Annotated in this window: 21 protein-coding genes; 7 read left to right on the top strand and 14 right to left on the bottom strand. The window is 63.6% G+C overall.

Annotated features, from left to right (window positions below):
* Positions 1-9 precede the first annotated feature (9 nt).
* Together AC1DZP_RS01890 and AC1DZP_RS01885 are read left to right on the top strand one after the other, a co-directional pair.
* Positions 10-483, top strand: a complete 474-nt coding sequence (locus AC1DZP_RS01890) for an SRPBCC family protein (protein ID WP_477299946.1) — start codon at positions 10-12, stop codon at positions 481-483.
* 56 nt (positions 484-539) lie between these two features.
* Positions 540-1,004 carry an SRPBCC family protein gene (locus tag AC1DZP_RS01885; RefSeq protein ID WP_095089374.1) on the top strand — a complete coding sequence of 155 codons (465 nt, stop codon included), beginning with the start codon at positions 540-542 and terminating at the stop codon, positions 1,002-1,004.
* Positions 1,005-1,030: 26 nt separating this feature from the next.
* Here AC1DZP_RS01885 and AC1DZP_RS01880 read toward each other — a convergent pair whose 3' ends face one another.
* The 3 genes from AC1DZP_RS01880 to AC1DZP_RS01870 all read right to left on the bottom strand — a co-directional run bounded on the left by AC1DZP_RS01880 (position 1,031) and on the right by AC1DZP_RS01870 (position 2,855).
* Entirely contained in the window at positions 1,031-1,294 is a 264-nt protein-coding gene (locus tag AC1DZP_RS01880) for an ArsR/SmtB family transcription factor (RefSeq protein WP_095089373.1), read from the bottom strand.
* Between the two features lie 32 nt (positions 1,295-1,326).
* On the bottom strand, positions 1,327-2,574 hold the full coding sequence (locus AC1DZP_RS01875; RefSeq protein ID WP_477299945.1) for an MFS transporter: 1,248 nt from the start codon (positions 2,572-2,574) through the stop codon (positions 1,327-1,329).
* 86 nt (positions 2,575-2,660) lie between these two features.
* The gene (locus tag AC1DZP_RS01870; RefSeq protein WP_477299944.1) at positions 2,661-2,855 is read right to left on the bottom strand and encodes a DUF1192 domain-containing protein; all 195 of its coding nucleotides are present in this window, start codon (positions 2,853-2,855) and stop codon (positions 2,661-2,663) included.
* A gap of 112 nt (positions 2,856-2,967) precedes the next feature.
* Between AC1DZP_RS01870 and AC1DZP_RS01865 the strand changes: the two genes are divergently transcribed.
* From AC1DZP_RS01865 to AC1DZP_RS01855, 3 genes are all read left to right on the top strand, one after another.
* Positions 2,968-3,978, top strand: a complete 1,011-nt coding sequence (locus AC1DZP_RS01865) for an NAD(P)H-quinone oxidoreductase (protein WP_477299943.1) — start codon at positions 2,968-2,970, stop codon at positions 3,976-3,978.
* 204 nt (positions 3,979-4,182) lie between these two features.
* The gene (locus AC1DZP_RS01860; protein ID WP_095089369.1) at positions 4,183-4,323 is read left to right on the top strand and encodes a DUF1127 domain-containing protein; all 141 of its coding nucleotides are present in this window, start codon (positions 4,183-4,185) and stop codon (positions 4,321-4,323) included.
* Positions 4,324-4,670: 347 nt separating this feature from the next.
* A complete protein-coding gene (locus tag AC1DZP_RS01855) occupies positions 4,671-5,363 on the top strand; it encodes a DUF1013 domain-containing protein (RefSeq protein ID WP_095089368.1) in 693 nt (230 codons plus the stop codon).
* A gap of 104 nt (positions 5,364-5,467) precedes the next feature.
* On the opposite strand, the gene AC1DZP_RS01850 is transcribed toward AC1DZP_RS01855, so the two are convergent.
* The 4 genes from AC1DZP_RS01850 to AC1DZP_RS01835 all read right to left on the bottom strand — a co-directional run bounded on the left by AC1DZP_RS01850 (position 5,468) and on the right by AC1DZP_RS01835 (position 7,668).
* On the bottom strand, positions 5,468-6,187 hold the full coding sequence (locus AC1DZP_RS01850) for a helix-turn-helix transcriptional regulator (protein ID WP_091578656.1): 720 nt from the start codon (positions 6,185-6,187) through the stop codon (positions 5,468-5,470).
* Between the two features lie 70 nt (positions 6,188-6,257).
* Positions 6,258-6,668: a hypothetical protein gene (locus tag AC1DZP_RS01845; RefSeq protein ID WP_457150464.1), complete on the bottom strand. Its 411-nt coding sequence runs from the start codon at positions 6,666-6,668 to the stop codon at positions 6,258-6,260.
* Between the two features lie 158 nt (positions 6,669-6,826).
* Positions 6,827-7,417: a DJ-1/PfpI family protein gene (locus AC1DZP_RS01840; protein ID WP_477299942.1), complete on the bottom strand. Its 591-nt coding sequence runs from the start codon at positions 7,415-7,417 to the stop codon at positions 6,827-6,829.
* Positions 7,418-7,500: 83 nt separating this feature from the next.
* On the bottom strand, positions 7,501-7,668 hold the full coding sequence (locus AC1DZP_RS01835; RefSeq protein WP_457150466.1) for a hypothetical protein: 168 nt from the start codon (positions 7,666-7,668) through the stop codon (positions 7,501-7,503).
* Positions 7,669-7,978: 310 nt separating this feature from the next.
* Here AC1DZP_RS01835 and AC1DZP_RS01830 point away from each other — a divergent pair, with 310 nt between their 5' ends.
* Both AC1DZP_RS01830 and AC1DZP_RS01825 read left to right on the top strand, forming a co-directional pair.
* Complete coding sequence (locus AC1DZP_RS01830; RefSeq protein WP_477299941.1) at positions 7,979-8,926, top strand: ring-cleaving dioxygenase; 948 nt, start codon at positions 7,979-7,981, stop codon at positions 8,924-8,926.
* 114 nt (positions 8,927-9,040) lie between these two features.
* Positions 9,041-9,202 (top strand): hypothetical protein, encoded by a 162-nt coding sequence (locus AC1DZP_RS01825; RefSeq protein WP_082525434.1) that lies wholly within the window; start codon positions 9,041-9,043, stop codon positions 9,200-9,202.
* Positions 9,203-9,230: 28 nt separating this feature from the next.
* On the opposite strand, the gene AC1DZP_RS01820 is transcribed toward AC1DZP_RS01825, so the two are convergent.
* The 7 genes from AC1DZP_RS01820 to tkt all read right to left on the bottom strand — a co-directional run bounded on the left by AC1DZP_RS01820 (position 9,231) and on the right by tkt (position 18,847).
* Positions 9,231-9,947, bottom strand: a complete 717-nt coding sequence (locus tag AC1DZP_RS01820; RefSeq protein WP_477299940.1) for an SGNH/GDSL hydrolase family protein — start codon at positions 9,945-9,947, stop codon at positions 9,231-9,233.
* A 9-nt stretch (positions 9,948-9,956) separates the two neighbouring features.
* Entirely contained in the window at positions 9,957-10,742 is a 786-nt protein-coding gene (locus AC1DZP_RS01815; RefSeq protein ID WP_477299939.1) for a DUF899 domain-containing protein, read from the bottom strand.
* 232 nt (positions 10,743-10,974) lie between these two features.
* Complete coding sequence (locus tag AC1DZP_RS01810; protein WP_477299938.1) at positions 10,975-12,000, bottom strand: class I fructose-bisphosphate aldolase; 1,026 nt, start codon at positions 11,998-12,000, stop codon at positions 10,975-10,977.
* 186 nt (positions 12,001-12,186) lie between these two features.
* Positions 12,187-13,383, bottom strand: a complete 1,197-nt coding sequence (locus tag AC1DZP_RS01805; RefSeq protein WP_477299937.1) for a phosphoglycerate kinase — start codon at positions 13,381-13,383, stop codon at positions 12,187-12,189.
* Between the two features lie 144 nt (positions 13,384-13,527).
* Complete coding sequence (locus AC1DZP_RS01800; protein ID WP_477299936.1) at positions 13,528-15,417, bottom strand: potassium/proton antiporter; 1,890 nt, start codon at positions 15,415-15,417, stop codon at positions 13,528-13,530.
* Positions 15,418-15,633: 216 nt separating this feature from the next.
* On the bottom strand, positions 15,634-16,644 hold the full coding sequence (gene gap / locus AC1DZP_RS01795; RefSeq protein WP_477299935.1) for a type I glyceraldehyde-3-phosphate dehydrogenase: 1,011 nt from the start codon (positions 16,642-16,644) through the stop codon (positions 15,634-15,636).
* 211 nt (positions 16,645-16,855) lie between these two features.
* The gene (gene tkt, locus AC1DZP_RS01790; protein WP_477299934.1) at positions 16,856-18,847 is read right to left on the bottom strand and encodes a transketolase; all 1,992 of its coding nucleotides are present in this window, start codon (positions 18,845-18,847) and stop codon (positions 16,856-16,858) included.
* Positions 18,848-18,900: the final 53 nt, after the last annotated feature.

The following is an 18,900-nucleotide window of genomic DNA, read 5'->3' as shown; positions in this document are numbered from 1 at the left end:
GAGGCAATTATGACGGAACGTTCCGTGATTCATTCGACCATCGTGCTGGAGCGCACCTACGACGCTGTGCCGGCGCGCGTGTTCCAGGCCTTTGCCGACCCGGAGGCCCGCATGCGCTGGGGCGCGCCTTCAAAGACTGCCGAACTGGTCTACGACAAGGCCGATTTCCGCGTCGGCGGGCTGGATGTCAGCCGCTGCGGTCCGCGTGGCAGTCTGATCTACCGGGTCGAAAACCGCTACGTCGATATCGTGCCTGAGCAGCGCATCGTCTCGACCGAACTCGTCTGCGAAGGGTGGGACCGGCTGTCCGCCTCGCTGATCACGATAGAGCTTCAGCCGCTCGGTGCGTCCACGCGGCTGGTGCTGACCGACCAGATCGCTGCCTTCGGCGACAAGGACATGATCGCCGGCAGCGAGGCCGGATTCAGCGCGGCGCTGGACAATCTGGCTGCCGAATTCGTGCCCGAGACCGCCGGTGCCTGACGATCCATCGATGAGGATCATGCTCTGAATTCAATCCATCCATCGAGGAGAATCCCATGACCGAACGTTCCGTCGTCCATTCCACCTTCGTCATCGAGCGCAGCTACCCAGCGTCGCCCGCAAAAGTCTACTTCGCGCTAAGCAATCCGGCGGCCAAACGGCGCTGGTTCGCGGATCCGCACGATCCGGTGCCCAGCAGGCATGAAATGGATTTCCGTATCGGCGGCAAGGAGGTCAATGCCGGCTGTCCGAGCGATGGCCAGATGCATTTTTTCAATGCTGTCTATCAAGACATCGTGCCGGACCAGCGCATCGTCTACAGCTATGAGTTGTTGTTCGGCGAAACCCGTGTCTCGGTGTCACTGGCCACGATCGAGCTGCTTGCCGAGGGCGATGGCACGCGGCTTGTGATGACGGAACAGGGCGCCTTCCTCGACGGCCACGATACGTCGGCCACACGCGAGCATGGCACAGGAGAACTGCTTGATGCGCTCGGCGCTTTCTTGCGCGAGGAAGCTTGAACTGCGTTGCCGATACGGCGGAGCCGTCAGGCTTCCCAGAACTGATCGAGCCAGATGTTGAGTTTGAGGAAGCCGGGATTGCTCACCGTATAGACGCGCCTGGTGCCTTCGGCCTTGGCGTTGACCAGCCCTGCATCGAGCAGCACTTTCAAATGTTGCGAAACGGCCGGGCGCGATACAGGCAAACCCGCAGCCAACTCGTTGACGGTTTTCGGGCCGCGGCGAAGTTCTTCCAGAAGATGGCGCCGGTTGGGATCGGCAATCGCCATGAAGGCGTCGGAAAACATCATGCCTTTATTAGTGAGGCAAAGCCTTTCGAATCTCAACTGTCTGCTTCTGCTTTTCTTCTGGGATCAAGCCGCAATGCTTCCGGCGTGACCGACCGGTCGGCCGGTTGCGTCTTGAAGGCGTCACGATCTTCGATCGGCACCGGAGCACGGCGGCTGATGCGCAGCAACGTATAGGCCGCCAGGCAGACATGCGCGAAAGCGGTCGCCAAGAACAGGCCTTCCGGGCGCGTCCAGCCCATCAAGGCGGCTGCCAGCAGAGGTCCGATCATCGTGCCGAAGCCGTAGAGCAGAAGCAGGCCGCCCGACACCTTGACGAAATCCTCGGCGCGGGCGTGGTCGTTGGCATGCGCCACCGCGATCGAATAGAGCGTATAGGCGAAGCCGCCATAGGCCGCCGTGAAGACGATGACGAAGACGCTGGAGCGTGGCTCGAACACGAAGATGGCAAGCGCAACCAAGGCCGCGCCGAAGGCAGCACCTGCCAGCACGAAACGCCGGTCGGTCTTGTCCGAGAGGCGCCCTGCAGGAAGCTGCATGGCGGCACCGGCAACGACCACCAGGCTCATCATCAGGGCGATCTCGGCCGTGGGAATGCGGATGCGGGCGCCATAGACGGCGCCAAGGGTGCCCCAGGCGCCGTTGGCGATGCCGATCAGGACGCAAGCGACAGCCGACACCGGCGAATTGACATAAAGGCCTTTGAGGTCGAGCGAGACATCCTGCAGCGGCTTGGGGTGGGAAGCGGTCGAAACCGCGGTCGGGAGCAGTGACAGGCAAAACAGGATGCCGGTGATCATGAACAGGGAGGCCGATTTCACGTCGCCGCCAGCGACGATCATCTGTCCGCCCATGATCGAGGCATAGGTGACCATCATATAGAGGCCGAAGATGGTGCCGCGGTTCTCGTTGGTGGCCTTTTCGTTCAGCCAGCTTTCAATGACCATGAAGGCGCCGGCCATGGTGAAGCCGGTGAAGGCGCGCAGCAGGATCCAGACATACTCGTCGATGATCAGTCCGGTGAGCAGCGCCACGATGGCGCCCGATGCGGCAAAGGCGCCGAAGGCGCGCACGTGCCCGGCACGGCGCACGATGCGCGGTGCAAAGAAACAGCCGGTGACGAAGCCGCCGGCCCAGGCCGTGCCCATCAGGCCAAGCGATGCGGTCGAGAAGCCTTCCAACTGACCGCGGAGCGGCAACAGCAGCCCGTGCAATCCAGACGCCGCGAGCAGGAAGGCGGTGCCGCGAAGCAGCGAGAGGATCGGTCGGTAGGTTGCGAACATTGTTTGATCCGGCTCGGGTTGGCGGGGACGCTGGGTCTGAAGACAGTCGCATTCGGGCTTTTCGGCGGCGGGCCCTGCGCCAGCCTCTATCCGCGACGGAACAGTGCTTCGGCGGCCGATTTGGTGCTGTCCTTGGCCTTGAGCTCGTTTTCCAGGCGGGTGATCTCATCGCGCAGGATACCGATCCGCTCGGTCAATTCACCGACCGAAAGTAGCGACAGCTCCTGCCCGATCTCGTGCGGGCGCGCCTTCTTCTTGGGTTCGTCGTCGAAGATCGCCATCGTCGCTCCTCCCACATTGGCCATTTGCCTGATTTGGCAATCAGCATACATAGGGCAGGGGCGTCGATGCAAACAGCCGGTCGGATAACGGCGAGGAAAGACGGGAAATCACATGGCGAGCGGACAGAAAATTCCGGCAAGAATGACGGCCATCGCGATCTCGGTGCCGGGCGGCCCCCGGGTGCTGAAACCCGAAACGCGCGACGTGCCGCAGCCGGGCCCCGGCGAGATCCTGATCAAGGTGCACGCCGCCGGCGTGAACCGGCCCGACATCCAGCAGCGCAAAGGCGCCTACCCGCCGCCGGCCGGCGCGTCCGACCTGCCCGGCCTCGAGGTGTCGGGCGAAGTGGCCGCCCTTGGCGATGACATATCGCGCTGGCGCATCGGCGACCGCGTCTGCGCGCTCACACCCGGCGGAGGCTATGCCGAATATGTCAAGGTTCACGCCGGCAGTGTGCTGCCGCTGCCGGCCGGCTTTACCCACACCGAAGCCGCAGCGGTGCCGGAAAACTACTTCACCGTCTGGCACAACGTGTTCGAGCGCGGCGGCCTGAAGAGCGGCGAGACACTGCTCGTCCATGGCGGCTCGTCCGGCATCGGCACCACGGCGATCCAGCTTGGCTCGGCTTTCGGCGCTAATGTCATCACCACCGCCGGCAGCAAGGAGAAGTGCGACGCCTGCCTGAAGCTCGGCGCCGACCGGGCGATCAACTATCGCGAGGAGGATTTCGTCGCTGCGGTCAAGGAGGCGACCGCTGGCAAAGGCGCCAATGTCATCCTCGACATGGTCGGCGGTGACTATGTGGCGCGCAACTACGAGGCCGCGGCGATTGAGGGTCGCATTGTGCAGATTGCCGTGCAGGGCGGCGCCGTGGCGAGCGCCGACTTCTCGAAGATCATGGTCAAGCGGCTGACCCATACGGGGTCGACGCTGAGGCCGCGCACCGTCGAATTCAAGGCGGCGATCGCGGCAGCGCTGGAGGCGCAGGTGTGGCCGTTGCTCGGCACGCGCAAGGTCGCTCCCGTGATGGACATGATCTTCCCGCTCAGCGAGGCCTGGCGGGCGCATGAGCGGATGGAGGAGGGCGAGCACATCGGCAAGATCGTGCTCGACGTCGGCTAGGCCGCATCGAGTTTCAGCTGCTGCGGGACTGACCTGAATCTCGACACATCCTGGTCGTGCGCCTCCCTGCCTACAAGATGAACAGAGGCTTAATGGTGCAATGCAGCATTTGCATCATTGCTATGCAAAAACGGCCGTTCAAGTCCTGATCGATGATGACTATTTGAGCATCACCGAAACGAACAACCCATTTGGAGGACTACCATGAACCCGATCCGCGCTTTCCGTAACTGGCGTAGGTACACCGAGACTGTGCGCGAACTGAACAGTCTCAACGCACGTCAGCTCAACGATCTCGGCATCAACCGCGCCGACATCGAAAAGATCGCCCGCAAGGCCATCTAAAGCCGAGCACGGTCCGCGCAGGCGGACGGTGCCGTAGAAGCCAGAGCCGCATCAGACGGATCCCGTCGCGGTTCCGAGCCCGCTGGACCCAGTCCGGCGGGTTTTGTCGTTCTGGGGGTCGGACGACCAGAGCCGGTCGACCGCGGCCTCCGTCGGCAAAGCCAGTTTGTCGCTGCTCAAGAGCGCGGAGCCGTTCCAGTGGTCGCGGGCCACGGTTTCTGGCCGATGACATCCAAAAACATTGCGAAGCGGCGACGGAGCGGCTATACAGGCCGCGAATTTCCCATTTTGGTGGCTCTAAACCACCGCCCGCGCGGGAACGCGGGCGAACGAGAAGGATTTTTAGAATGGCCAATACGCTGCTGATGCCCAAGGCGACTGCCGTCTGGCTGGTCGACAACACCGCGCTTTCTTTCGAGCAGATCGCGCAGTTCTGTGGGCTGCATCCGCTCGAGGTCAAGGCGATCGCCGACGGCGAATCGGCGCAAGGCATCAAGGGCATGGATCCGATCATGACCGGCCAGTTGACCCGCGACGAGATTGCGCGCGCCGAAAAGGATCCGAACCAGCGCCTGAAGCTTTCGGACCCCAAGGTGCGGGTGCCGGAATCCAAGCGCAAGGGTCCGCGCTACACGCCTCTGTCTAAGCGCCAGGACCGGCCGAATGCCATTCTGTGGCTGGTGCGCAACCATCCCGAACTGAAAGATGCGCAGATCTCCCGCCTCGTCGGCACCACCAAGTCGACGATCGAGCAGATCCGCGAGCGCAAGCACTGGAACTCGGCCAATCTGCAGCCGATGGACCCGGTGACGCTGGGTCTCGCCTCGCAGATCGACCTCGACATGGAAGTCAACCGCGCTTCGCGTGGCCGCGAACAGGCGCAGCCGGTCGGCGACACGCTTTTGCCAGCGGCCTTGACCGAGCGGCTGGTGCCGGCTCCGGAGAAGCCGAAGGACGAGGACGCCGAGCTCGACGCCAACGCCGTTTTCGCCAAGCTCTCGGCCCTGAAGTCGAAGAACACGGACAACGACGACGAGTGATATTTCCGACACCCAACAAAAAGCCCGCTTCGAGCGGGCTTTTTTTGTGCGGTCCGGCAGTCCCTTTTTACTTTGACGCCGTTCACCCATTTCCTGGAGTTGCTCTAGGTCCGCGCCGCACGGTCCGGCGCCATGCCGTAATCCTCGCTGCGCTCCACTGCCCGATAGAAGTCGGCAAGCTGCTTGCCTCGCTCCGGCTTGAAGATGCGGCCGGCGATGACCACCGAAGCGATGCGATCGATGCGGAAGGCGCGAAAGTCGTCACGCATCTCGCACCAGGCGACCAGCGTCCACACCTTGCCCCAGAACCACAGGCCGAGCGGACGGATATCGCGTGCGGTGCCGCGGCCGGCCTCGTCGCTATAGTCGATGGTCAGAACCTGGCGCTTTTCGACCGCGCGCTCGATCAGGTCGATCGCTTCGCGGGCGGCGTCGCTGACCACCCACATCGGCGTGTGGATCTCGGTGCGGGCGATGCGGTCCTTCTCGGCATCCGGCAGCACCGCACCGATCTTGACCAGCGCCTCGTCGGCAGCGCGCGCCATGGCGGCGCCGCCAAAGGCGCGCACCATGCGGGCGCCGGCAACCAGCGCGACGATCTCGTCACGCGTGAACATCAGCGGCGGAAGGTCGAAACCCTCCCTCATCATGTAGCCAACCCCGGCCTCGCCGTCGATAGGCACTCCGGTCGACTGCAGGTCGGCGATATCGCGGTAGATGGTTCGCTCGGAAACCTCGAGCCATGTGCCGAGCTTCTGGGCGGTGACCAGACGGCCACCGCGCAGATGCTGCACGATCTGGAAGAGCCTGTCGGCGCGGCGCATCGTTTGGTCCCTCGGCGTTGTTTCTATGCATGCCGCCCAAAACCGCAGAACAGTTTTGGGGCGGCATGCATCATGGTTTCAGCCCTTCGCGCTTGCGCTGCGCGGCGACGAATGCCGCGCCGAAGGACAGTTTTCTCGTGGTCGGCGTGTTCGAGTCGAGCACGCGCCAGAACGGCGCAATATCGCTCAGTGTCATGCCGCGCTCGAGATCCTCGTTGGCGGCCTCGGCAACAGTGCGCAGATGATAGCCGATGGTGACCGGGCATGTCACTTCGGCGCCGTGCTCGATGGCAAGCGCCGTGCGCAGGGCGCGGACATCCATCTCCACGCCTTCCGGGATCGAGCGGATGAAATCATCGACCTGGCGTGCAGTCGGCACCAGCATCGGCTGGCCCTCGATGACATCGGCCATCGTGCGCGGCGTCGGCTTCACGCCGTTGATACCGGGCGTATTCAGCCTGTCGTTCCAGCTCTTCACCATTCCGCGAGGCCCTTCCCGTAGAAGGCTCCTGTCCTGTCCATGTCAGTGACGGGAATCTGGAACCAGGCCGAAGCTTTTGCAGCAATGGAAGCCATGCGTTTCTCCCGAAGTGAGTTTGCTCGCGACACCTATTGCACGTCTATCCTGACAGCATACTGTCAGGAGGCTTCAGCATACTCCTTGGCGAACAGCGTCCGCATCTGCGCGAGATCGCTGCTTCTTTCCGGATAGAGCGTCTTCAGAAAGGCGAGCGCGAATGTGCCCGGCGCCGAGCCCGGCGCGGAAACCACAGCGCCGTCGGCAACGGCATGCGGCACGTCCTGATAGTTGCCGTTGCCGGGATAGCCGGCTTCATGACTGTTGATCCAATCGCGGCCATTGCTGGTGTGCCTGGCCTTCTCGAACAGGCCGGCTCGGGCCAGCGCCAACGTGCCGGCGCAGACACCGCCAACGACGCCGCCGCGCGACGCAACAGCGGTGAGCAGGTCTGCCGCATCCGGTGGCGCCTTGCCTGTCCACTGGTCGGAGCCGATGACGACGATGGCGTCGAGATCGGCATTCTCCCCAGCTTCAGCAGAGCGATCTGGTGTCAACTGAAAACCGCTGATCCCGGTCACTGGCTTGCCACCGGGCGTCAGCGATACGGCGCGCGCACCGAACCATTCGACCGCCGAGGCCGCCAGCAGCCCATATTCCCAGTCGGCAAAGCCCTCGATGAAAAGAAAGCCGATCTGCTTCTGTTTGGGCATGAGCTCGCTCCTCCCTTGCGCGCCGGACCTATTATCTGGGCCTTGGGGCGCCCACATCCAACCGCTGTGTCGAAAAATTCGTCTCAATTGCCGCGGTAGCGACGTTCGGCATACATGTCCGGCCAGCCGATATCCTTGCGAATGTCCGCCGGCAGCGAGTTCATGAACCGCTGGGTGCGGATCTCGTTGCGCATCGTCCGTATCTTGCCGACATAGTGCTGCACGCCGCGCAGAAGGGTGGAACCGTTCATAGCTAGTCTCCTCTCTTTAACTGGAGGCAGTATCGCATACCCCTCCTGACAGCAGTCTGTCAGGAGGGTGGCAGGGCGCGGACGATAGTTGTGATCGCAGTGTACCCCGAGAGAAGACATCGTTTTTTCTGCATCGAGTCGAGGCCATGCAGCACGCTTGCCGGTCGGGATTGTTCACCGAGCGAATATCGATCGAGGGTCCATTGTTCAATCCTGAGCGACGGACTGTCAGGATACGCGGTCTTCAGCGACGTGGCCGAAGTTCTGATATGGAGGGAGAAAATTATTCCCCAAAAACAGGGAGACGACCATGAGCCTGCAACTGACAGGAATCCACCATCTGACGGCAATCACCGCCAATGCGCCTGGAAATCTTCATTTCTACACAAAGGTGCTGGGCTTGCGGCTGGTCAAGAAGACGGTGAACCAGGACGACACCTCGGCTTACCACCTCTTCTATGCCGACGGCGAAGCGACACCGGGCACCGATCTTACCTTCTTCGACTGGCCAGTTGGCCAGGAGCGGCGCGGCACCCATAGCATCGTGCGGACCAGCCTCAGGGTCGGCAGCCAGGAAAGCCTTGCCTGGTGGAAGCAGCACCTGACCAGCGAAAACATCGCGACGAGCGAGATCGTCGACTTCGGCGGCTACCCCAGCCTGGATTTCGAAGATCCCGAGGGCCAGCGTCTGCGCCTCATCAGCGATGGCGGCAAGGGCGACAGCCACCTCTGGGCGCACAGCCCGGTGCCGGCTGAGCATCAGATTCGCGGGCTCGGGCCGATCGTCATCAGCGTTCCCGACATCACCAACACCGAGGCGGTGGTGACGCAAGTGATGAACATGCGCAAGGCCCGCGACTATGCCTCGCCCGAAGGCCAGGTTCACGTCTTCGAAATGGGCGAGGGCGGACCGGCGGCGGAGCTTCATGTCCTGGTGCAGCCCGGACTGGCGCCGGCAAGGCAAGGCGCCGGTGCGGTGCATCACGTCGCCTTCAGGGCGCCGGACCAGGAGACGCTGCATCAATGGACGGCGCGGCTGGCCGAATTCCGGCTGCCATCGAGCGGCGAGGTCGAGCGCTATTACTTCCGTTCGCTCTATTTCCGCGAGCCGAACGGCATCCTGTTCGAGATCGCCACCGATGGGCCGGGGTTCACCGCCGACGAGCCGCTGGAGACGCTGGGTGAAAAGCTGGCCTTGCCGCCGTTCCTCGAACCGAAGCGCGCCTCGATCGAGGCCGGCCTCAAGCCGCTGAAGTAGATCGTTCCTCAGTCAAGGCGGGCGCCGCGTTCCGGCTCGAGATCGCGGCGCCCATTCTTCTCGGGCAACGACGACGTGCTTTGACAGCCGGCCGTGTTGCTGGTCAAAGGCGGCATGTCGAAACTCCTCGCGCTCGTCATTGTTGGCATCATGGTCATCCAGCTGATCAAGCCGCTCGGCTGGCCGGGGCTGAAACGGCGCAGCGACTTCTGGAAGCTGGCGCTGCTGGCGATGGCGGCGATTTCCATAACAGCCGTGCTCGGACACTGGACATAAGCCTGCGCCAACCAAGCCCGGCTCCAGTTCAGCTGGCAAGCACCAGGCCGGTGAGATGCTCAGCCCATGCCCGGTAGCCGGCTTCCGAGGCATGAAATCCGTCGGAGGCAAAACCCTCTTCAGGATTTGTGATCGGCAGGCGCGGCGCCGGCACCGCGCCGCGTTCCAGGCAAAGGCGTTCGCCCATCCGGTTCATCTCGGTGGCGCGGATCTCCAGGATCTTGCCGAGCAACGACGGCATGGCAGGTGCCCGCGTGAACTCCAGCACCGGCGACCACACCACGCGCGCTTCCGGCCATTTGGCGCGCAGCGCATAGAGCAGGCCGCCGAACTCCTTCTTGAAGCGCGGCACCGAGTGAAAATTCTTGGTGTCGTTGGTGCCGATGGCGAGCACGATATGCGTCCACGGATCGGCCGACAGATTGGGCAGGACATGGTCGCGGATCTGGCCCGACGTTGCCGAATTGAAGCCGGCCGCCCGCCAGCGCACGGCGCGGCCGGTGTTCTGCGCAATCAGCACGGCGAGTTGCGCGGCAAGCCCGTTCTCCGAATTGCCGATGCCAACCGAAGCGGCCGAGGAATCCCCCAGCACCAGAAGCGAGATTGGCGGCGCCTTGCCCTGGATATCGTGCATGACCGGACCCTGCGCCGGCAGCATGCGCGTGGTGCGGCGGCGCACCCCGAGGCCTTGCCAGACATAGACCGGGTAGGCGAGCCAGGTGAGAAGGGTGAGAGGGCGCTGCATGCGCACCCTTTAGCGCATGTTGCGCTCGAGGTGAACGGCCGGCTCGCCGACACGTTGATCGCAACAGGTCTCCTGCTCTCCAGACCGGTCGCCATATTCATCATGCAGCCGCACCCAGTCCATCAGGCCATGATAGGGGCCGGTCTCGTTGCGGCCCTTCGGCGTCAGGTCGAGATAATCATACGTGCCGATCAGCGCCTCGCCGCCGCGGGCGCGCGACATGAAGGTGAGAAAGATGTCGCCGTTCTCGTCTCGGTAGAAAACGCTGGTGCCGGGAAGTTCCTTCGACGTCCGGGGAATTGTCTCGAAATTGTAAGTGGTGTCGCCTGCTGCGATCTGCTTGTCGGTGAAGGAGACCTGCATGTCGAAGTTGAAATCCGAGGCATAGGACGACACCCAGTCGAACTTCCAGCCCATGCGCTGCTTGTAGGGCAGCAATTCGGCCAGCGGCGCCCGCGAGATCACGACCAGCGACACGTCGTGATGTCTCAGGTGCTGGTTGGCGCCGTCGATATGGTCGGCAAGGAACGAGCAACCCTCGCAATGATGGTTGCACCCCGGCCCGAACATGAAGTGGTAGACGATCAACTGGCTGTTGCCGGCAAACAAGTCCGCCAGTTTCTTCGGCCCTTGCCCGGTCTCGAAGACATAGTCCTTGCGGATCTTCAGCCAGGGCAGTTCACGCCGTTCGGCGGCAATGCGCTCGCGAAGCTTGGTGAGTTGTTTCTCGCGCGCCAGATGCGCCTTGTGCGCCTGGAACCAGTCTTCGCGCGAAACGACCTTGTTGCGGTTCATGAACCTCTCCCTGTCTGTCATCCCAAGGACGTTCGGGACGGGCGAAATCCGACATCGCCGGTTGTTTGTTTTTGAGCATGATCTTGCGAAACCGGATTCCGGGTTCGGGATCACGCTCCAGCGCCGGAGAGGAAGTAGGGATGCAGGCGCGCCGTCCCAAGCCCAGGCAAGCCACAAACAAAAAACCCGGGCGCAGCGGCCCGGGTTCGAAGGAAGACGGAAAAAGCCCCGATCAGGCGGCCTGTTCCAGGCTCGCCTTCCATTTCCCAAGCGCGGCCAGATGGTTCATGTGGGCACGGTGGGTGAAGGCGGCCTGGCCGGCGGCGACGTTCGAGGCCTTGCCGCTCCACGCTTTCTGTGGCGCGGCCTGCAGGGCGCGGCCATAGGAGAAGGTCAGCTTCCACGGGTGCGGCCCGATGGCGTTGATGGCGTTGAGGTTGGCGGTCGCTTCCTCGTCTTCCTGGCCGCCGGAGAGGAAGGCGATGCCAGGCACCGCTGCCGGCACGGTCTCGCGGAACAGTTTTATCGTCATTTCCGCGACTTCTTCCGGGCTGCTCACCTTGCCCGATTTCCTGCCGGCCAGCACCATGTTGGGCTTCAGGATGGTGCCCTCCAACACGACGCGTGCCGCGTGGAGCTCGTCATAGAGCTTGATCAGCGTCGCCTTCGAAATCGCGTAGCAGGTGTCGATGTCGTGGGCGCCGTCCATCAGCACTTCCGGCTCCACGATCGGCACGATGCCGGCTTCCTGGCAAAGTGCTGCATAGCGGGCGAGTGCATGGGCGTTCGAGCTGATCGAATTGGCCGAGGGCACGCCCTTGCCGGTGTCGATGTCGATCACCGCGCGCCATTTGGCGAAGCGGGCACCGAGCTTGTAGTAGTCGGCAAGGCGCTCGCGCAGGCCGTCGAGGCCCTCAGTGACGGTGTCGCCGGGAAAACCGGCCAGAGGCTTGGCGCCGGCATCGACCTTGATGCCGGGGATCGCGCCGGCCGCCTTGATGATATCGACCAGCGGCGTGCCGTCGGCGGCCTTCTGGCGGATCGTCTCGTCGTAGAGGATGACGCCGGAAATATACCGGGTCATTGCCTCCCTGGCGCGGAACATCATCTCTCGGTAGTCGCGGCGGCTGTCGGCGGTCGATTCGACGCCGATGACGTCGAAGCGCTTCTTGATGGTGCCGGAACTTTCGTCGGCGGCCAGCAGGCCCTTGCCATCGGCCACGATCGCGGCGGCAATGTATTCGAGACGTTCGCTCATTCTGCTTCTCCTGAAACGGTTGTCTTCCGCGCTTAACGGAAGTCTACCGCCAAAGGAATGGCATCGGAAAGCTCGAATCGATTGAAAGTCTTGAGAGCCCTTGCCCGCTCTCTTTGTGTTGATCGAGGCGTTCGGTTCAGCCGCATTTCCGCGGCGCCAGGCGTTTCCGCCTGGCTGAAGAATGCATTAGTGCTTCAGCACGTCGACGCCGGGCAGCGGCTTGCCTTCCATCCATTCCAGGAAAGCGCCGCCGGCGGTCGAGACATAGGTGAAGTCGTCGGCGACGCCGGCACGGTTGAGCGCCGCCACCGTGTCGCCGCCGCCGGCGACCGAGACCAGCTTGCCGGCCTTGGTGCGCGCCGCCGCGTGCTTCGCCGCCGCTACCGTCGCATGGTCGAAGGGCGCGATCTCGAAAGCGCCGAGCGGGCCATTCCAGACCAGCGTTGCGGCGCGGTCGATCCATTCACCAATGGTCGCCACCGTTTTGGCGCCGACATCGAGGATCATGCCGTCGGCCGGCACCTCCGAGATGGCGACGGTCTCGCAGGCCGCACCGGCCTTGAATTCCTTCGCGACGACGCCGTCGACCGGCAGGATGATGGCGCAGCCGGCCTCGGCCGCTTCGATCATGATCTGCTTGGCAGTGCTGGCGAGATCATGCTCGCACAGCGATTTGCCGACATCGGTGCCGCGCGCGGCAAGGAACGTGTTGGCCATGCCCCCACCGATGACCAGCGCGTCGACCTTCTTCACCAGATTCATCAACAGGTCGATCTTGGTCGAGACCTTGGCACCGCCGACAATGGCAACCACCGGACGGACCGGATTTCCGAGACCCCTCTCCAGCGCCTCGAGCTCAGCCTGCATGGTGCGGCCGGCGAAGGCCGGCAACAGACGCGCCAGCCCCTCGGTCGAGGCGTGGGCGCGGTGCGCCGCGGAAAAGGCGTCGTTGACGAAGATGTCGCCGCAGGCGGCGAGCCTTTCGGTGAAAGCCGGATCGTTCTTCTCCTCGGCCTTGTAGAAACGGGTGTTTTCGAGCAGCAGCACGTCGCCCTTGTCCATGGCGGCGATGGCGCTTCCCGCCGTGTCGCCGACGCAATCGCTGGCGAAGCCGACGGGCCGGCCAAGCACATCGGCTGTCGCCCTGGCGATCGGCTCCAGCGAGAATTCGGGCGAGGGGCCATCCTTGGGCCGACCGAAATGGGCGAGCAGGATAACCTTGGCGCCCTTGCCGGACAGTTCGGCGATGGTCGGCGCGATGCGTTCGATGCGGGTGGCGTCGGTGACCTTGCCGTCGGCGACAGGCACGTTGAGGTCGACGCGCACCAGCACGCGCTTGCCGCTGATGTTGCCGATGTCGTCGAGGGTCTTGAAGGCGGCCATGCAGGTTCCTTTCGCAAAAAAATCGGGGGACCATACCCCGCGCCAACGATGATGCAAGGCTTAGGCTGGGTTCGATACGAAATTTTGAAGACGGTACCAGGGCCGTGCCGGCAGCGGGTGAGGGGCAGCGCAGCGATCGCCGTGTCAGCTCTCGGTCGCAGCCTTCTCCGCTGCCGGTTCCGGCGCCGGCTTCTCGTCCGCCCGCGCCTCGGCCAATTGCGTCTCGGTCGGTTTGCGCCAGTTGCGGATAAAGGCAGAGAGCCGGTCGCCGATTTCGCCGGCGCTCAGGAAAACCGGCACCCGCGCCACCGGTGCGGTCGGCTCGAAGGAAAGGCCGAGGCCCATGATCTTGCCCTTGTCGTCAACGTCGCGGACGATCAGCTCGATCGGACCGAGCAGCACGCGGTCGGCATATTCGGCATGGCCGCCGAGCCGCGCGGTGACCAGCGCGCCGACGGTGAGCTTTTGCTCCGCTTCGGTCAGACCGGGCGCATAGGCGGCCTCCAGTTCGGCGGCGGAGCGCGCCGGGTCCACGGCGAAGGCGCCGAAGAAATCCGCATCCTCGGGATCGACAACGGCGCGGCTGGCGAACAGCTTGTCGAGCAGGCGCGGATAGCGATCCGGCACGAAGATATAGACCTGGTCGCCGGCGGCGAGCCTGCCCATGTCCTGGAAGCGCATCGAGCGCCCGTCGCGCAGCACCAGCGAGGGCCGCGCCCAGCGCGGAATGCGCTCGCCGCGCGCCACGGGACTGCCGTGTGCCACGCGATAGGCAAGAAGCTCGTGATGGGCCGAGCCCGGCAGTTCCAGCTCGACCTTGTCCAGCGGGCCGAGCCGCGCCGGCACGATCAGGCCGAGACGGCGCGCCAGCGGCCCGACCGTCCAGCCCTGGATGACCAGCGACACCAGCACGATGATGAAGGCAGTGTTGAAGATGACACGACCGTTTTCCAACCCGCCGAGCAGCGGGGTGATGGCGAGCAGGATCGACACCGCGCCACGCAGGCCGACCCAGGAGACGAAGGCGACTTCGGGGCGCGGCAAGCGGAACGGGATCAGGCAGAGCCAGACAGCGATCGGGCGGGCGACAAACATCAGGAACAGGCCGAGCGCTATCGCCGGCACCATGATCGCCGGAAATTGCGACGGCGTCGCGAACAGGCCGAGGATCAGGAACATGATGATCTGCGCCAGCCACGACATACCGTCCTGGAAGCGTTTCAGAATGGTGACGGCGCGGATGTCGGAATTACCGGCGATCAGGCCGGCAATATAGACCGCCAGGAAGCCCGAGCCGCCGATGGCGCCGGCGGCGGCAAAGATCATCAGCGACAGGGTCAGCACGAAGATCGGCAGCAAGCCGTGATCGAGATTGAGCCGGTCGACGAGGCGCACGATGGCAAGGCCGCCAAGCGCGCCGACGACGGCGCCGAGGCCCATGTTGAGCAGGAAGCCTAAGACCAGGCTGGTGACCAGCACATTGGCCTCGGGGTTGGCGTGGGCGGCGATGATTTCGACCAGCGTGATGGTGAGGAAGATGGCGATCGGGTCGTTGGTGCCGGATTCCACCTCGAGCGTGGAACGCACGCGCTCGCGCAGATTGATCTCGCCGGCGCGCAGCAGGAAGAACACCGCCGCGGCATCGGTGGAGGCGACGGCGGCGCCGAGCAGGAAAGATTCGAGCCAGGTGAGGTCGAGCAGGTAGTGGGCGGCGGCGCCAAACAGGCCGGTGGTGAGAAGCACGCCGAAGGTCGCCAGCGACAGCGCCGGTCCCGCCGCCTGCCGCAAGGCGTTGAGCGGGGTGCCGAAACCGGAATCGAACAGGATGACGGCCAGCGCCAGTGAGCCGGCAAAATAGGCGATGCGGGCGTTGTCGAACTCGATGCCGAGGCCGTCGGTGCCGGTGGCCAGTCCGATGCAGAGAAAGAGAAGCAGAAGCGGGGCGCCGAAGCGGAAGGCGATCAGGCTCGAAAACGCGGCGGCGACGACAAGTGCTGTGCCGACCAGCGTGACGAGATAGATCGCATGCTCCATCCTGAAATCAGCCCCTCAAATTCGTCTGTCTCCTGGTTTACGGCAGAGTGGGGCGAAGACGTGACCAGTGCAAGGCGGCGGGGTGGTTTTTTGCCCTATGCCGCTGATTTTCGAACGCTTTGGCGCTCAGGGCACGATTTGAGAAGGCGCACGGCGCTCGCATGAAAAACGCCCGGACAAGCCGGGCGTTTCAGGTCTCGAAGGAAGGCGTTGCGATCAGGCGATGGTCTTGCTGAAGGCGACCGCCGTGTCGGCCATGCGGTTGGAGAAGCCCCATTCATTGTCGTACCAGGACAGCACCGAAACGAAGTTGCCGTCCATGACCTTGGTCTGGTCGAGCGCCATGATCGAGGAGCGCGGATCGTGGTTGAAGTCGATCGAGACGTTCGGGTGATGGGTGACGCCGAGAATGCCCTTCAGCTTGCCGTTGGACGCAGCGATGACCGCATCGTTGATCTCCTGGACGGTGGTCGGCCGCTTGGCGATGAACTTGAAATCGACGACCGAGACGTTCGGGGTCGGCACGCGGATCGAGATGCCGTCGAGCTTGCCCTTGAGGTCGGGCAGGACGAGGCCGATCGCCTTGGCGGCACCGGTCGAGGTCGGGATCTGCGACAAGGCGGCGGCGCGGGCGCGGTAGAGATCCTTGTGCATGGTGTCCAGCGTCGGCTGGTCGCCGGTATAGGAATGGATCGTCGTCATCATGCCCTTTTCGATGCCGACCGTCTCGTGCAGCACGGCGGCCAGCGGCGCCAGGCAGTTGGTGGTGCACGACGCGTTCGAGATGACGATGTGGTCCTTGGTCAGCTTGTCGTGGTTGATGCCGTAGACGACGGTGAGGTCGGCGCCTTCGGCCGGCGCCGAGACCAGCACGCGCTTGGCGCCGGCGGTCAGGTGCGCAGCGGCCTTGTCACGGGCGGTGAAGATGCCGGTGCATTCGAGCGCGATGTCGACGCCGAGTTCCTTCCACGGCAGTTGCGTCGGATCCTTGATCGCGGTGACCTTGAACTTTTCCTTGCCGACGGTGATCTGGTCGCCGGAGACCGAAACCTCGTGCGGGAAGCGGCCATGCACGCTGTCGAAGCGCAGGAGATGGGCATTGGTCTCGATCGGGCCGAGATCGTTGACGGCGACGACGTCGATGTCCTTGCGGCCTGATTCATGGATGGCGCGCAGGATGTTACGGCCGATGCGGCCGAATCCGTTGATGGCAACTCTGACGGTCATTTTTCTCTCCCGGGGAGCTGGAGGGCAGACGATGGGTCCGCAGCTTCATAGCGGCGGAAGCGGAAAGAATCCAGCCGCAGCGACATGGATTTAAATCGATTAGGTTGGGCCAGTCCGGCGAAATCGCTTTGTGCGGTTTCGCCGGGGCATTTTTTGCTTCAGCCTGTCGTTGTCCAAAACCGAGATACGCTTTTGGGCGACATGCAAGACCTTACTTGCCGTGCAAGCGGGCTTCCGCTGCCTTGGCGGCAGCATCGGCGGTGATGCCGAAATGCGGATAGAGCTGTTCGATGGTGCCGCTGGCGCCGAAGCCGGTCATGCCGATGAAGATGCCGTCGGAGCCGATGAGATGATCCCAGCCCTGGCGGATGCCGGCTTCGATCGCCATCTTGATTGGCGCGTTGCCGATCGTCTTCTTGCGGTAGTCGTCGCTCTGCTTGTCGAACAATTCGAAGCAAGGCATCGACACGACGCGGGTCGGATGACCATGCTTTTCCAGCAACTCGCGGGCGGCAAGCGCAATCTCGACCTCGGAGCCGCTGGCGAAGATCGTCACTGCGGCCTCCCCGCTGGCTGCGGCCAGTTCGTAGCCGCCCTGGCTACTCAGGTTCTTGGCCGAGAATTCGGTGCGCACCGTCGGCAGGTTCTGGCGGGTCAGCGCCAAAGTCGAAGGCGTCTTTTCCGACTCGAGAGCGATCTGCCAGCATTCGGCGGTTTCCACCGCATCGGCCGGACGGAAGACATTGTGGTTGGGAATGGCGCGCAGTGCCGCCAGATGCTCGACCGGCTGGTGGGTCGGGCCGTCTTCGCCCAGGCCGATGGAATCATGGGTCATGACGAAGATCGAACGGATGCCCATCAGCGAGGCCAGCCGCATCGACGGACGGGCATAGTCGGAGAAGCACATGAAGGTGCCGCCATAGGCGATCAGGCCGCCATGCAGCGTCAGCCCATTGAGTGCGGCGGCCATGCCATGCTCGCGAATGCCATAGTGGACGTAGCGCTGGCCATAATCGTCCGGCGTGATGTTCTTGGTCTGGCTGGTCTTGGTGTTGTTGGAGCCGGTCAGGTCGGCGGAGCCGCCGATGGTCTCAGGCACGGCGCCGTTGATGACTTCCAGCGCCATCTCGGACGATTTGCGGGTGGCGACCTTCGGCTTGTCGACCGAGAGCTTCTTCTTGTAGTCGGCAATGACGGCGTCGAAGTTGGACGGCAGCTTGCCGGCGATGCGGCGTTCGAACTCAGCCTTCAGCTTCGCTTCGGCTTTGGCGAGGCGGCCTTCCCAGTCGGTGCGTGCGTTGACGCCGGCCTTGCCGGCGGTGCGCCATGCGTCGAGGATGTCGGCCGGAATCTCGAAGGGCGGCGAATCCCAGTTGAAGAACTTCCGTGCGCCGGCAATCTCGTCGGCGCCGAGCGGCGAGCCGTGTGCCTTGTTGGTGCCGGCCTTGGTCGGCGCGCCGAAGCCGATGGTCGTCTTGCAGGCGATCATCGTCGGCTTGTCGGAATGGCGGGCGGCTTCGATGGCATAGGCGATCGCTTCCGGATCCGTGCCGTCGATGTGGCTGGCGTTCCAGCCGGACGCCTGGAAGCGGGCGACCTGGTCGGTGTTGTCGGCGAGCGACACCGGGCCATCGATCGAGATGTTGTTGTTGTCCCAGAAGACGATCAGCTTATTGAGCTTGAGGTGCCCGGCAAGCGCGATGGCCTCCTGGCTGACGCCTTCCATCAGGCAGCCGTCGCCGGCCAGCACATAGGTGTAGTGATTGACGAGGTCGTTGCCGAAGGCGGCGTTCATGATGCGCTCGCCGAGCGCGAAGCCGACCGAATTGGCGAGACCCTGGCCGAGCGGGCCGGTCGTCGTCTCGATGCCGGTGGCGTGACCATATTCAGGGTGGCCGGCGGTCTTCGAGCCCAACTGGCGGAAATGCTTGATCTGGTCGATGGTCATGTCTTCATAGCCGGTCAGATGCAGCAGCGAATAGAGCAGCATCGAGCCGTGACCGGCCGAGAGGATGAAGCGGTCGCGATCGGGCCAGTGCGGGGCCTTGGGATCATATTTCAGGAAGCGTGTGAACAGCACCGTGGCGATGTCGGCGCAGCCCATGGGCAGGCCGGGATGGCCGGACTGAGCCTTCTCGACGGCGTCCATGGAGAGAAAACGGATCGCATTGGCCATCCGGTCATGTTGTTCACGCGACGTCATGGTTCCTCCAGAAATGGGGGTTTGGGGGCTGGGGAGAGCCCTGGAAAAGGGTG

The sequence above is a fragment of the Mesorhizobium sp. P2_F8 genome (assembly GCF_056403655.1).
The sequence above is the reverse complement of the archived record's forward strand: the minus strand, read 5'-3'. Positions and strand labels throughout refer to the sequence as shown.